Origin of the sequence: Kitasatospora sp. NRRL B-11411, from assembly GCF_000721345.1 — a bacterium.
GTDB lineage: Bacteria > Actinomycetota > Actinomycetes > Streptomycetales > Streptomycetaceae > Kitasatospora > Kitasatospora cineracea.
This window is the reverse complement of sequence record NZ_JOGH01000016.1, coordinates 60,932-74,662: the sequence shown is the minus strand read 5'-3', so window position 1 is coordinate 74,662 and position 13,731 is coordinate 60,932. Positions and strand designations below refer to the sequence as shown.

The 13,731-nt window shown below is 72.4% G+C and carries 12 protein-coding genes and 1 tRNA gene; 6 read left to right on the top strand and 7 right to left on the bottom strand.

Going from position 1 to position 13,731, the window contains the following annotated elements; genetic code table 11:
- The first annotated feature begins 161 nt into the window (after positions 1 to 161).
- Complete coding sequence (locus IH44_RS0110820; RefSeq protein ID WP_030459249.1) at positions 162 to 1,073, top strand: hypothetical protein; 912 nt, start codon at positions 162 to 164, stop codon at positions 1,071 to 1,073.
- 496 nt (positions 1,074 to 1,569) lie between these two features.
- The gene (gene bldC, locus IH44_RS0110815) at positions 1,570 to 1,776 is read left to right on the top strand and encodes a developmental transcriptional regulator BldC (RefSeq protein WP_030459248.1); all 207 of its coding nucleotides are present in this window, start codon (positions 1,570 to 1,572) and stop codon (positions 1,774 to 1,776) included.
- A 353-nt stretch (positions 1,777 to 2,129) separates the two neighbouring features.
- On the opposite strand, the gene IH44_RS0110810 is transcribed toward bldC, so the two are convergent.
- A tRNA-Asp gene (locus tag IH44_RS0110810) sits at positions 2,130 to 2,203 on the bottom strand.
- 116 nt (positions 2,204 to 2,319) lie between these two features.
- The gene (gene hrpA, locus IH44_RS0110805; RefSeq protein WP_030459247.1) at positions 2,320 to 6,318 is read right to left on the bottom strand and encodes an ATP-dependent RNA helicase HrpA; all 3,999 of its coding nucleotides are present in this window, start codon (positions 6,316 to 6,318) and stop codon (positions 2,320 to 2,322) included.
- Positions 6,319 to 6,546: 228 nt separating this feature from the next.
- On the opposite strand from hrpA, the gene IH44_RS0110800 reads away from it, so the two are divergent.
- The 3 genes from IH44_RS0110800 to IH44_RS0110790 all read left to right on the top strand — a co-directional run bounded on the left by IH44_RS0110800 (position 6,547) and on the right by IH44_RS0110790 (position 8,733).
- The gene (locus IH44_RS0110800) at positions 6,547 to 6,891 is read left to right on the top strand and encodes a hypothetical protein (protein ID WP_051816754.1); all 345 of its coding nucleotides are present in this window, start codon (positions 6,547 to 6,549) and stop codon (positions 6,889 to 6,891) included.
- A gap of 109 nt (positions 6,892 to 7,000) precedes the next feature.
- Positions 7,001 to 8,131: a hypothetical protein gene (locus IH44_RS46405; RefSeq protein WP_051816753.1), complete on the top strand. Its 1,131-nt coding sequence runs from the start codon at positions 7,001 to 7,003 to the stop codon at positions 8,129 to 8,131.
- A gap of 164 nt (positions 8,132 to 8,295) precedes the next feature.
- Positions 8,296 to 8,733 carry a PGPGW domain-containing protein gene (locus tag IH44_RS0110790; protein WP_051816752.1) on the top strand — a complete coding sequence of 146 codons (438 nt, stop codon included), beginning with the start codon at positions 8,296 to 8,298 and terminating at the stop codon, positions 8,731 to 8,733.
- Positions 8,734 to 8,801: 68 nt separating this feature from the next.
- Here IH44_RS0110790 and IH44_RS0110785 read toward each other — a convergent pair whose 3' ends face one another.
- The 4 genes from IH44_RS0110785 to IH44_RS0110770 are packed head-to-tail and all read right to left on the bottom strand — an operon-like array spanning position 8,802 to position 11,713.
- Entirely contained in the window at positions 8,802 to 9,482 is a 681-nt protein-coding gene (locus IH44_RS0110785; RefSeq protein ID WP_051816751.1) for a DUF2236 domain-containing protein, read from the bottom strand.
- On the bottom strand, positions 9,479 to 10,711 hold the full coding sequence (locus IH44_RS0110780; RefSeq protein ID WP_030459242.1) for an MAB_1171c family putative transporter: 1,233 nt from the start codon (positions 10,709 to 10,711) through the stop codon (positions 9,479 to 9,481). The genes IH44_RS0110785 and IH44_RS0110780 overlap by 4 nt, the downstream gene beginning before the upstream one ends.
- On the bottom strand, positions 10,704 to 11,279 hold the full coding sequence (locus tag IH44_RS42590) for a hypothetical protein (protein WP_051816750.1): 576 nt from the start codon (positions 11,277 to 11,279) through the stop codon (positions 10,704 to 10,706). The genes IH44_RS0110780 and IH44_RS42590 overlap by 8 nt, the downstream gene beginning before the upstream one ends.
- On the bottom strand, positions 11,276 to 11,713 hold the full coding sequence (locus IH44_RS0110770; RefSeq protein ID WP_063759586.1) for a helix-turn-helix transcriptional regulator: 438 nt from the start codon (positions 11,711 to 11,713) through the stop codon (positions 11,276 to 11,278). Before IH44_RS0110770 ends, IH44_RS42590 begins: the two co-directional genes overlap by 4 nt.
- A gap of 436 nt (positions 11,714 to 12,149) precedes the next feature.
- Between IH44_RS0110770 and IH44_RS0110765 the strand changes: the two genes are divergently transcribed.
- A complete protein-coding gene (locus tag IH44_RS0110765) occupies positions 12,150 to 13,187 on the top strand; it encodes a glycosyltransferase (protein ID WP_030459239.1) in 1,038 nt (345 codons plus the stop codon).
- Between the two features lie 42 nt (positions 13,188 to 13,229).
- On the opposite strand, the gene IH44_RS0110760 is transcribed toward IH44_RS0110765, so the two are convergent.
- Positions 13,230 to 13,631, bottom strand: coding sequence for a VOC family protein (locus IH44_RS0110760; protein ID WP_030459238.1), 402 nt, complete (start codon positions 13,629 to 13,631; stop codon positions 13,230 to 13,232).
- Positions 13,632 to 13,731 lie beyond the last annotated feature (100 nt).

The window sequence follows — 13,731 nt, the reverse complement described above, 5'->3', positions numbered from 1 at the left end:
GGTGGTGACTCCAGTAAGGATGGCCCGCGGCGGTGGTGCGGGCGTCTGATCGAAGCCTAGCCCCGGGAACGCCTTCGAATCTGCCCCCCGGAGGCCCCTGGCGCATGACGACCGAAGCCTTTCGCCCGACGGCCTGACGCTTTCGGGGGGCGCGTGCGACGATGCGGAGCGTGACCGTCTGGCGCACGACCGTGCTTCCTCCGTACACCGCGCAGCTGCGGGTCTACGAGCCGCTGGCCGCCTTCCCCGAGCCCGACCGCGCCCGCTGGCAGGCGTACGCCGCCGAGCACGGGCCGGACGCCGAGGGGCCCTCCCGGCCGGTGACCGCGGCGGCGCTGGCCGAGCAGCGGGCCGCGCTGGCCGCGCTGGCGGCCCTGACGCCCCGTCCGCTGCCCGAGCAGGAGGACGGGCGGGCGTTCGTGCGGGCGCTGGACGGGGTGGTCTACGTCTGCCCCTGGACGACCCGGCTGCGGGGCTGGCTGGCGCTCCAGGAGCTCCAGCGGACGCTGCCCGCGCACCTGGTGGACACCGTGCTGCCGCCGGCCCTGCGGACGGCCGCGGAGGCGGACCGGGCGCAGTGGCAGCAGGAGCACCCCGACGCCCGGCCGTGGATCGCCTCCAGCCGCTGGGAGGTGCCGCTGCGCTGGTTCCTGCCGTTCGGCGAGGAGGACCGCCGGCACGTGCCGGCCGGCGAGTACGGCTCGTCGGGGGAGGGCGAGCGGCCGGAGCCGGCCGCGCTGTTCTACCTGACGCCGATGGTGCAGGCCCGCCGCCGGGTGGCCCGGGCCTACCGGGTGCTGCGGGAGCGGGCGCCGGGCGGGCCGCTGGTGGACGGCGCGGAGGAGGTCGGGCGCTGGCTGGAGGAGTTCCACCCGCGCTCGCTGGTGGAGCTGGACTACGGCGGCCTGGCCCGGCTGCTGGGCCCGCGCGCGCTGGCCGAGGAGCGCTCGGTGGGCGAACTGGCGGACGGGCTGGGCTCCTTGCGGGCCGGGGACACCACGGCGGCGCTGCGGGCCTACGAGGTGCTCACGGCGCGCTGGCGGCGGGTGCTGGCGCTGCGGCAGGCGTCCTGACCGGGCGGGGCTTCGACCGGGGCGGGGGCGGGCATCGTCCGACGGGGCGTCAGAAAATTGCCACTGGCCGAATGCCGGTGCCGAGGGGGAGGATGGTCCATACCATTGCCGCGGTTTCCGGGACCATGGTCCCGGATCGGGTCAATCCCCATGGAACGTGATACTACTCACCGTTGACGCGAACTCAGACCTATATGCCAAAATGGGACAACCAGCCCAAGCTCACTCAGGCGTGCCGCACCGTGACCGGACGTCACCGCTGCGTGACTGTCCGCTATGGGGTGGTCCGGGGCCTTCCGTCGCTCTTGAACCCGTGAGGGGTCAATTTTGACGGTTTGGCCGATGGGGCTGGACGGATGGTGTAGTTGTAGACACCAGGACAAGCCGTTCGTCCTATAACCGACTCGGCCCGTCCGTGCCATTTCGGGCATCGCGGGTCAAGGTGCAGAATTTGAAGGATAGAACCGCCTGGTTCGGTTCTCCGAGGAGGCCGCTCATGACCGCTCGTACCCCTGACGCCGAGCCCCTGCTGACGCCGGCAGAGGTCGCCACGATGTTCCGTGTGGACCCGAAGACCGTGACCCGCTGGGCCAAGGCAGGCAAGCTCACGTCGATCCGGACTCTCGGCGGCCACCGCCGCTACCGCGAGGCGGAGGTGCGTGCCCTGCTGGCCGGTATTCCGGCCCAGCGCACCGAGGTCTGATTCCCCGTTTCTCGACCGGGCAGCCCCCCGACTCCGCCGGGCCGGGGCGCCGCCGACAGCCTTGAGGGCCGTTCCCTCCGACTCCGCCGGGTCGGAAGGGCGGCCCTTCGGCATGTCCGGAAGTGCGCCGGAGGGCGGAACGGGTGATTCCCTTTGGGGCGGCTGGGGGAGGGGGGCATTACCGGGAATGGCAGTACAATTTTACATATTAAATCAGGGTGCTTTGCGGAGATGTCCTGGAAGTCGCATCTCGAAAGGCGTTCAGTGACGGTGATCACAGCGGCGTTATCTTGTGGCGCGCCCGGAAACGCGATAAGGCCCGGAACCTTACGGTTCCGGGCCTCACGCTACTGCGATCCCGACGGGACTTGAACCCGCGACCTCCACCTTGACAGGGTGGCGAGCTAACCAACTGCTCCACGGGACCAGTGTTCTGATCCTTGCCCGCCTGCTCTCGCCTGCGAACAAGACAGACTGTACTGCATGGCGACCCCCCAGGTCGAACCGGCTCCGGAGGCCCCCGGAGCCGGCTCCCGACCCGGCTCAGAGGGTCGCCGCGGCGGCCTCCATCGCCTTCAGGATCCGCTTCTCCGACACCGGGCTCGGCGTCCCCAGGCCCTGGGCGAAGAAGCTCACCCGCAGCTCCTCGATCATCCAGCGGACCGCCCGCACCTCCGGCGACGGCTCCCGGCCCGCCGGCACCTTCGCCAGCAGCTCCCCGTACGCCTGCTGCACCGCCTGCACCTTCGCCAGGTGCTGCAGGTCGCGCTGCGGGTGGTTGGGCAGCGCCTCCAGGCGGCGGTCCACCGCCAGCAGGTAGCGCTTCAGGTCGCCCAGCCGCTGCCAGCCGGTCTCCGCCACGAAGCCCGGGTGCACCAGCGAGGCCAGGTGCAGCCGGACGTCGTTCACCGCGGACAGCAGCACCGGGCTGGAGACCGACTTCAGCCGGGTCGACGCCTTGTGGAAGGCGATCAGCGCCGTCGCCGTCTTCAGCGTGGTGTCCGCCGACAGCTCGTACAGGTCCGCCCGGACCTTGTCGTACAGCGCGCCGAACGCCTCCGCGTCCCAGACCACGCCGCCGTTGAGCGTCATCAGGCGGTCGGTCGCGGCCGCCACGATGTCCTCGAACAGGGCCGGGACCGAGCCGTGCGGGTTGTACGACAGGGCGAGTTTGGCCTGGTTGCCCAGCCGGCCCTGGATCGACTTGGCCGGGGAGTTGACCTGGAGCATCAGCAGGCGGCGGGTGCCCGCCCACATCGAGCGCTGCTGGGCCTCCGGGGTGTCGAACAGCTTGATGCCCACGCCGGTGCCCTCGTCCACCAGCGCCGGGTAGGCGCGCAGCGAGTGGCCCTTGGAGCGCTGCTCGAAGGTGCGCTGCAGGACCGGCAGGTCGGCCGGCCAGGCGGTCAGGCCGGTGCGCTCGATGCCGCGGCCGGACGCGGCGCTGGAGAGCGTCGCGGACAGCTTCGGCTGGAGCTTCAGGCGCAGCTCCTCCAGGTCCTTGGACTCGGCGAGCTTCCGCTTGCCGTCCACCACCCGGAAGGTCACCTTCAGGTGGTCCGGGATCCGCTCCTCGTCCCACGCCTCCGGCGGGATCGGCAGGCCCGACATCCGGTGCAGCACCCGCTCCAGCGTCGGCAGCAGCCCCTCGGCGGAGCCGACTCCGTTTACAGCCTGGCGGTCCGTCAGCTCGCGCATCGCGGCCCGGGCGTAGTCCGGGGCCGGGACGAAGTTGCGGCGCACCGCCTTCGGCAGCGAGCGGATCCAGGCCGTCACCAACTCGGCGCGCAGGCCCGGGATCTGCCAGTCGAAGCCCTCCGAGACCACCTGGTTGAGCACCGCCAGCGGGATGTGCACCGTCACGCCGTCCGCGTCGCTGCCCGGCTCGAACTGGTACGTCAGCGGGAAGCGCAGCTTGCCCTGCTGCCAGAAGTCCGGGTAGTCGGCCTCGGTGACCCCGTCCGCCGAGTCGTTGATCAGCATCGACTTCTCGAAGTTGAGCAGGTCGGGCTGGTCGCGGCGGGTCTTCTTCCACCAGGAGTCGAAGTGCCGCCCGGAGACCACGTCCTCGGGCAGCCGGGCGTCGTAGAAGTCGAACAGGGTCTGGTCGTCCACCAGGATGTCCCGGCGGCGGGCCCGGTTCTCCAGCTCCTCGACCTCGTCGAGCAGCTTGCGGTTCTCCGCGAAGAACTTGTGGTGGGTCTCCCAGTCGCCCTCCACCAGCGCGGTGCGGATGAACAGCTCCCGGCACAGCTCCGGGTCGATCCGGCCGTAGTTGACCTTGCGCTGGGCGACGATCGGCAGCCCGTACAGCGTCACCTTCTCGTACGCCAGCACCGCGCCGGCCTTCTTCTCCCAGTGCGGCTCGCTGTACGTGCGCTTGATCAGGTGCGCCGCCAGCGGCTCCACCCACTCCGGCTCGATCTTCGCGTTGATCCGCGCCCACAGCCGGGAGGTCTCCACCAGCTCCGCCGACATCACCCAGCGCGGCGGCTTCTTGAACAGCCCCGAACCCGGGAACACCGCGAACCGGGCGCCGCGGGCGCCCGCGTACTCGCGCTTCTCCACGTCGAACAGGCCCAGGTGGGAGAGCAGGCCCGACAGCAGCGCCTGGTGGATCCGGTCCGCGTCCGGCTCGGCGTCGTCGAGGGGCTCGTCGATGGTGACGCCGAGCTGCTTGGCGATGGTGCGCAGCTGGACGTAGACGTCCTGCCACTCCCGTATCCGCAGGTAGTTGAGGAACTCGGACTTGCACATCCGGCGGAACGCCGAGGAGGACAGCTCCTTCTGCTGCTCCCGCACGTAGCGCCAGATCGACAGGTAGGACAGGAAGTCGGAGGTCTCCGACTGGAAGCGGCGGTGCCGGTCGTCGGCGGCCTGGCGCTTCTCGGCGGGGCGCTCGCGCGGGTCCTGGATGGAGAGCGCGGCGGCGATCACCATCACGTCCCGGACGCAGCCGAGGCGGTCGGCCTCCAGCACCATCCGGGCCATCCGCGGGTCGACCGGCAGCTGGGCGAGCTTGCGGCCCAGCGGGGTCAGCCGCTTGCGGTGGTCCTTCTCGTCCGGGTCGAGGGCGCCCAGCTCGTGCAGCAGGTTGACGCCGTCCTTGATGTTCCGGGAGTCCGGCGGGTCGAGGAACGGGAAGGCCGCGATGTCGCCCAGGCCCGCCGCCGTCATCTGCAGGATCACCGAGGCCAGGTTGGTGCGCAGGATCTCGGCGTCGGTGAACTCGGGGCGGGAGAGGAAGTCCTCCTCCGAGTACAGCCGGATGCAGATGCCGTCCGAGGTGCGGCCGCAGCGGCCCTTGCGCTGGTTGGCGCTGGCCTGCGAGACGGCCTCGATCGGGAGGCGCTGCACCTTGGTGCGGTGGCTGTAGCGGGAGATCCGGGCGGTGCCCGGGTCGATCACGTACTTGATGCCGGGGACGGTCAGCGAGGTCTCGGCGACGTTGGTGGCCAGCACCACCCGGCGGGAGTTGGACCGCTGGAAGACCCGGTGCTGCTCGGCCGAGGAGAGCCGGGCGTAGAGCGGGAGGATCTCGGTGAACTTCAGTTTCAGCTTGGTCAGCGCGTCGGCGGTGTCGCGGATCTCGCGCTCGCCGGAGAGGAACACCAGGATGTCGCCCGGCCCCTCGGCCTGGAGCTCCTCGACGGCGTCGCAGATGCCCTGGATCTGGTCCCGGTCGCGGTCCCGGTCGTTGCCGTCCTCGTCGTCGAGGTCTTCGTCCTCGACCAGCGGGCGGTAGCGGACCTCCACCGGGTAGGTGCGGCCGGAGACCTCGATGATCGGGGCGTCGTCGAAGTGCGCGGCGAAGCGCTCCGGGTCGATGGTCGCGGAGGTGATGACGACCTTGAGGTCGGGGCGGCGGGGTAGCAGCTGCTTGAGGTAGCCGAGCAGGAAGTCGATGTTCAGGCTGCGCTCGTGCGCCTCGTCGATGATCAGGGTGTCGTACTGGCGCAGGTCCCGGTCGGTCTGGATCTCGGCCAGCAGGATGCCGTCCGTCATCAGCTTCACCAGGGTGTCCTGGCCGGCCTGGTCGGTGAACCGGACCTTCCAGCCGACCGCCTCGCCCAGCGGGGTGTCCAGCTCCTCGGCGACCCGCTCGGCCACCGTGCGGGCGGCGATCCGGCGCGGCTGGGTGTGGCCGATCAGGCCCTGCACGCCGCGGCCCAGCTCCAGGCAGATCTTCGGGATCTGGGTGGTCTTGCCGGAGCCGGTCTCGCCCGCCACGATCACCACCTGGTGGTCGCGGACGGCGGCCAGGATCTCGTCCTTCTTCTGCGCGACCGGCAGCTCCTGCGGGTACCGGATCACCGGCACCGCGGCCCGGCGGGACGCCACCCGGGCCTCGGAGCGGTCGAAGTCGGACGCCAGCTCGGTCAGCACCTGCTGCCGGCCCTCGGCCGACCTGACCTTGCGGGTGCCCTCCAGGCGGCGGCCGAGCCGCTGCGCGTCGCGCAGCATCACACCGGGCAGCCGGGCGGCCAGCTCCGCGAACGTGGGGGCGGGCTGCGGGGCTACGGGAGAACTCACTGCGGGCATCCCTCTAGGTTGCATAAGGCCGGGGTCGGGGCGCACCTCGGTTTTGTTTGTTTCGAGCCCCCAGTGTCACAGGCCCGGCGGGCGGACGGCGAACAGCTGCCGCGGCCCCTTCCGCCCCCGTTCCCCGGCAGCGGCGGTCGGTACCCGCCCGTTTCCCTCGGGGCCGGTACTGACTAGCCTGGGAGGAACAGCTTTTCGGGGAAATCACGGGGAAACAGGGGGACCGCCATGGATCTGTGGGGAGACGTCAAGCACCTCGCCGGTGACGTGGTCAAGGTCGGCGAGGACATCGTCATGGCGCCGGCCGAGATCGCGCACTGGGCGCTCGGCAAGATGTTCGGCGACGCCGACGCCGAACTGAACAAGATCGCCCAGGAGCTGGCCGAACTGGGCAAGCAGGTCGACGGCCTGGGCCGCGAGGTCAGCGCCGTGCTCGGCGGCCTGACCTGGCACGGCGCGGCCGCGGACGCCTTCATCGCGCACGCCCAGGGCCGCGTCCGGGAGCTGAACTCCGTCGCGGACGAGCTCGGCCAGCTCGGCGACTCGGTCAAGCAGCTCGCCAACGTCCTCTGACGATCCTCCGACGCGACCGGCCGGCGGACGCCGGCCGGCGCGACGACCGACCGCAGCACACCGGACCCGGCCCGTACGGGCCGGGCCGACCACAGGGGGAAACAGCACGATGGCGGGGAATCAGTTCGGCTTCCAGCCGGGTGAGCTGCAGAAGATCCAGCAGGATTTCGCGCAGATCAACCAGCGGATGGAGGAGATGTCGGGCCGGCTCGGCGAGATCAAGGCGACCGTCGCCAAGGCGGCCGCCACGGATGTGTTCTCGGGCTGGATCATGGGTGTCCTCGGGGCCGGCCAGATCCTGGCGGAGGTCGCCAAGGACGTCCAGAACATCAACGCCCGGGCCGAGGCCCTGGCGAAGACCAAGGAGAAGCTCACCAAGGAGCTGGGTGAGGACGCGGCGAAGATCAAGCAGCTGATCGCCTCGTACGAGGAGGTCGAGCGGAAGATCGCCGAGGAGCTCAAGCGCCAGCACACCGAGCAGGAGAAGCCGAAGTCGCCGCGGACCGGGATCGACAGCGTCGACAAGGGCAAGGGCGGCGGGACGGGCGGGACCGGCGGCGGTGGTGGCGGTGGCCACACCGGGACTGACGGCGGTGGCGGGCACACCGGTGGCGGTGGTGGCGGTGGCCACGACACCAGCGGGAACGACGGCACCGGGATCGTCAGCGGCCCCGGCGGCAAGCACGACGGGCCGAAGATCAAGGACCGGTCGACCGGCGACTGGAAGACCAAGATCGTCAACGGCAGCGGCTGGGACTCCTGGTCCGACCACCGGCACCCGCGCAACGGCGAGGGCGTCGGCGTGAAGGCCCAGCCCAAGCTGGACGGGGTGTCCGACGAGCGCAAGGCCATGGTGGAGCGGGCCATGGAGCGGGTCCAGCGCCGGCTCGGCTACAGCCAGGGCGCCGTCACCAACGGCTACCGGGTCGACTGCTCCGGCTTCCTCTCCGCGGCCTGGGGCCTGCCCGGCCCCGGCACCGTCACCGGCTCGCTGATCAGCGAGTCGGGCGGCATCGCCCACCACATCGCCCGCCAGGACCTCCAGCCGGGCGACGCGCTGGTGGTCCACCACACCCGCGGCGACATGGAGCAGCACGTGGTGCTGTTCGGCGGCTGGGCGGACGCGGCGCACACCCGGGCGATCATCCTGGAGGACTCCGGCAGCCAGGGCTGCATCTCGCACGAGGAGCCGATGTCCAAGCTGGCCGAGTACACCCCGATCCGCAAGAACGGGATGTAGCGCGGTCCGACGCGCCGTCGGGGCCGTTCCTCCCGGACCGCCGGGGGAGCGGCCCCGACGCGTGCGCCGGTGTGCCGGTGGCCGGTGGGCCGGTGGTCGGCGGCTCGGCGGCTCGGCGGCTCGGCGGCTCCGGGGGACGCCGGCCGTCCGGTTAGGGTGGATCGATGAACGATCAGCAGCGGCCGGGATTCGAAGCGGACCCGGCGACGGTCCATCCGGTGGCGCGGGTGCTCCTCGGGGTGGCCGGGGCGAGCCTGATCGTGGTGGGCGTGGTGCTGCTGGTGCTGCCCGGGCCCGGGATGCTGCTCCTGCTGGCCGGGATGGTGCTGGTCGCCCGCGCGGTGCCGGCCTTCGCCCGGTACGTGGAGCCGGTCCGGGTCAAGGCCATGCAGGGCGTCGAAGCGAGCGTCGCCTCGGGCTGGCGGATCGCGGGCTCGGTCCTGGCCGGTCTCGGGCTGATTGCCGCGGGCGTCGTGGCGGTGCTGGTCCCGTCCCTCCCGATGGCCGGCTGGGCGACCGGGACCAGCCTGGTGCTGTCCGGCCTGATCCTGCTCGGCCTGCTGGCCTGGAGCCACCGCCGGGTGCACGGGCCGCGTGGCTGAGACCTCCCGGGGCCGCCGGGCGGTCCGGCCGGTCGGTGGGCGGTCCGGCCGGCGGCCGGACGGGCGGTTCAGCGGGTGAGGTGGAAGGCGAGGCGGGCGGCGGCGCGCAGCGGGAGCGGTGGCCGGGGGAGGGCGAAGGCGGCGCGCAGCGGGGCGTCGAGCAGGGCCGCGGCGAAGGCGGGGGCGTGGCGGGCGAGGCGGCGGGGGAGGCGGGCGGCGAAGAGCGGGGCGACGGTGTGCCAGAGGCGGCGGCCGGCCTCGCTGGGGGCGAACCTCGCGGTCTCGAACTCCCGCATCCAGGCGGCCGTTCCGGCCAGGTCGGGCCCGGGCGGCGGCGGGAGGTGCAGGGCCGCGGCGAGGTCGGCGGCGAAGGCGGCGGCCGCCTCGCGCTCGGCGGGGGTGCCGTCCGCGAACTCGACCGGGCAGACGGTGAAGCAGGCCAGCACGTAGCGCATCAGCTCGGCGTCCACGCCGGGGAGCCGGTGCATCGCGGCGAGTTCGGCGACGATCCGCTGCCCGTCCGGGCTGTCCACGCCGTGGCCGATGAGGGCGAACATCATGGCGCCGGTGGCCTTCGCGCGGGCCTTCGGGGCGGACGCCAACTTGCCGGTGCGGTCCAGGACTTCGGCGATCTCGGGGACGGCGAAGGTGCGCACGAAGCCGAGCGTCAGGCCGACCCGGGAGCGTTGCGGGCGCCGGTGCAGGACGAGGGCGGCGAACGCGTCCCGGGGCGGTGCGGGGGTGCTCACGCGAGGGGTTCCAGGGCGCGGTCCAGCAGCGGGGAGCGCAGGTAGGAGGCGACCAGGACGAGGTGGGCGCGTTCCTCGGCGGGCGCGGTGTCCAGGCCGGGCAGGGCGGGCTGCTCCTCGCGGGGGCGGGGGACGGTCCCGGCGGCGAGGGCGGCGACGGCGGAGCGCATCGCGGCGGCGACCACCAGGGCGTCGCGGTGGCTGGGGGCGAGCGAGGCGCGGCCGGCCAGGCGCTGCGCGGCGTGGACGGCGGCGGGGTCGACGAACGGACGGAGCGTCAGCTGGCCGTCCCGGATCTCCAGGCCGCGCCGGGTGGTGCGCCATTCGAGGTCGCGCAGGGCGAGGCGTTCGCGCCAGGCGGGGGAGGGCGGGCCCTCCAGGGCGAGGCGGCGGTCGGCCCGGTAGACCAGGTCCCAGAGCGGGCGCAGGGCGCGGAAGTCGCGGCGGCGCACGGCCCACGCGGCGCCGGCCGGGCCGGCGAAGCCGCAGGTGATGCCGATCGCGCCGAGCGCGGCGAAGGCCGGGCCGAGCGCGGTGCTGAGCCACTCGGTGCCTTCGACGCCCGCGTGGGCGAGGGCGATCGCGGCGATCTTGCACAGCACGTAGCCGCAGGCGGTGAGCGCGCCGAGGGCGATCAGCCGGATGCCGCGGCGCAGCCAGCCCTCGGGCAGCCGGGCGGCGTGGCCGAGGCAGACCCGGCCGATGTCGATCAGCGCGTAGGCGAACAGGCCCTGGTAGAGCGCCAGGAACAGGGCGGTGGCGGTGCGCGGCGCGAAGGTGGTGTCGAAGGTCAGCGGGGTCTCGGGCCGGTACGGGCCACCGGCCAGGAACAGCACGGCCAGGACGGGGACGAGGGCGGCGAACACCGCGGTGCGGCGGCGCACCCGCTGCCGCAGCCGGTCGTCCAGCGGCGCCCACATCAGGGCGCCGGCGCGTTCCTCGGGCGGGGTCCAGACCAGGGCGAGGACCACGGCGGCGGCGGAGAAGCCGACGATGCCGAGGTAGACGAACAGGGTGGCCAGGTTGCCGACGCCGGTGAGGTGCCCGATGCCCCGGTACAGCAGCGGGGAGGCCAGCAGGAAGGCGGTGGCCGGGGAGGCGATCGCCAGGGCGACCACCAGCAGGCCGAAGGACGGGTCGCGCCGCCAGGCCCGCAGCTTCAGTGCGGCGACCAGCCAGGCAGCGCTGCCGATACCCAAGTAGACCAGGTTGTACGGCAGTTCAGACATGCTGTCCTTTGCGGTGCTCCAGCGCGGGGGCGAGCTGCGAGGTGGTGCCGGCGCCGGGTGCGAGCACCAGGATGCGCATCAGTTCGGCGCCGAGCACCTCGGCCTCCTCCTCGGCGGCGTCGTCGTAGTGCGAGCGGCCGAGCACCAGCCGGAGCATCTCCGGGTCGATGGTGGGCAGTTCGACCCGGGCGGTGTCCGGGTCGAGCAGCGCGGGCTCGGTCAGGTGGCCGCACAGCAGGTGGGCCAGTTCGTGGCAGACGATGTGCGCCCGGTGCAGTCCGGAGGTCTCCTGCTCGACGTGGACGACGTCCTCGGCGGGCAGGCGCTCGACGAAGCCGGAGGGCTCGCCGACCCGCATCCGGCGCGGGGCGATCCGGATCGGCCGGTCCAGGTGCGCGGAGACCGCCGCGCACAGCTCCTCGACGGTGCTCAGCGGCGGCAGGCGCAGGTCGCGCGCAACCGCCCGCATCCGGCGGCGGGTCCGGCCCAGTCCGCTTCCCACACCCCGCACGTCGACCCCTTCCGGCAGCCGCCAGTGTCCCAGCGGCACCTGCTGGCGCTCCGTCACGTCTCCGGGCCGGCCTCGTCCGGCTGCCCGTCGTTCAGGCCCACGGCCCGCCGCAACTGCTCCACAATAGTGAGTGCGGCGTCCTGCATCTCCGGCGGCAGCCCGGCCGCCCGCATGGCGATCCGCTCGACCCGGGCGTCCCGCAGCGCCTCGATCTTGCGCAGGTCCTGCTCCACCGCGCGGGCGGTCTCCGAATCGGAGAAGTAGTCGAGCGGGACGCCGAAGAACTTGGCGATCCGGACGGCGTTCTCCAGGCTCGGCTTCTGGGTGCCCTTGCGCAGGTTGCCGATGTACGTTCCGCTCAGCCCGGTGCCTTCGGCGATCTCGCTGTCCCGCCAGGGACGGCCGAGGTCCTTGGGGTAGATCACCGCTATCAGGCGCCGGAAGCGGCTGGCGAAGTCCGGGGCTTCGGCGCGGGGGGTTTCCTGGGGCATGTGCCGGATCATAGAGGCTCCTTACCCCCGGGCGTATCCCTCGATGGTCCTGTTCTGCACGATCGTTGGGGGATTCGTGCCCAAAACGTGGCGGTCGGTCGCCCGACGATCGGGACCTTCGTTGAAAAATCCACGATAGTTGACACACCGTGGACCAGGTCGGCAGGATCGGCATCCGGATGCTCGGGCGCCGTTGCCCCACGGGGGTGGGCAGCGGCGCTCGGTTGTTCGCGCTCGTTCGCGCTCGTTCGCGCTCGTTCGCGCGCCCGCCGGTCGGCGGGCCTTCGGAGCGGATTCCTCCGCTACCTTCGCGCCATCTTCCGTTTCCCGCAATGTTGTTGGGGTTGGATACGCTTCGCGGGTTCGCGCCCGGCGGCATTCCCGGCGGCCCTCCCGGCCGTCCTCCGGGGTGCCCTTTCGAAAGGCCGCGCAGCCGATGGCCCCCCGCCTCTCCGTCGTCGTCCCGGTGTACAACGTCGAGCGCTACCTCGCCGCCTGCCTGGACTCGATCGCCGAGCAGACCTTCGCCGACCTCGAGTGCGTCATGGTCGACGACGGCTCCACCGACAGCAGCGCCGCCATCGCCGAGCGGTACGCCGGGCGCGACCCGCGGTTCCGCCTGGTCCGGCAGCAGAACCAGGGCCTCGGCGCCGCCCGCAACACCGGCGTGCGCCACCTCGACCCCGGCACCGAGTACCTGGCCTTCGTCGACAGCGACGACGTGCTGCCGCCGGACGCCTACCGGCTGATGGTCGAGACCCTGGACAGCACCGGATCCGACTTCGCCACCGGCAACGTGCTGCGGCTGCGCACCGCCGGGCTGGAGCCCTCGCACGTCCACGTCCGCCCGTTCGCCGAGACCCGGCTGCGCACCCACGTCAGCGAGCACCCCTCGCTGGTCACCGACCGCACCGCCTGGAACAAGGTCTACCGGCGCTCCTTCCACGCCGCCGCCGGCCTGGACTACCCCGAGGGCATGCTCTACGAGGACGCCCCCGTCAGCGTCCCGCACCACTTCCTGGCGAAGAGCGTCGACGTGCTGTCCGAGCCGATCTACCACTGGCGGATCCGCGAGGACGGCGACAGCTCGATCACCCAGCGCCGCACCGACCCGCGCGGCCTCGCCGACCGGGTCCGCTCCATCGAACTCGTCCGCGGCTGGCTGCTCGACCGGCCCGAACCCGTCTTCCGCGAGCACCTGCGGGCCTACGACCACAACACCCTGGTCGAGGAGATCCCGATGTTCTTCTGGACCGTCCCCGACGGCGACCACGACTACCGGTACGCCTACCACCGGCACGTCACCCGGCTGGTCAGCGCCATCGGGGCCGACCGCCTCGCCGCCCTCCCGCCCTTCCTGCGCCTCAAGTACCGCCTGACCGTGGCCGGCCGGGTGCACACCCTGGCCAACGTCCAGCGGATGCACCGGCGGGTGCGCAACACCCGCAAGGCGGTGCGGCGCAAGCTGCGCTGACGGGCCCGCCCCGGTGCCGGGGCGGGCCGACTCCCCTGCCCGTCACGCCCCGGCGATGGCCTCGGCGGGGGTCAGCCACTCGACGAACTGGACCACCACGCCGTTCGGGTCGGTGGTCTGGAACAGCCGCTCGCCCCAGGGCTCGTCGCGCAGCGGCATGGTGATCGGCGCCCCGGCCTCCCGCAGCCGGGCCTCGGCGCCGGCGGCGTCGTCCACGGTGAAGGCCAGGATCAGCCCGGCCGCGTGCTGGTCGCGGAAGCCCTCGGGCAGGACCTCCAGGCCGCGGCGGAGCAGGACCACGTTGAGCCCGGCGTCCGGGTGGCCGAGCGAGACGAAGCCGTCGGCGGACATCTCCTCCCGGAAGCCGAGGTGCTCGGAGAAGAAGGCGGCGGAGGCCGGGACGTCCTCGACGGTCAGGGACACGGCGGATCGATTGATCTTCAAGGGGAGTCCTTCCGGATCGGTCATGCGTATGCGTACGGGCGTGCGCGGGCGCGGCCCGGGATGCGCGGCGCGAGATGCGGTCCATCATCTCCGTACGCAG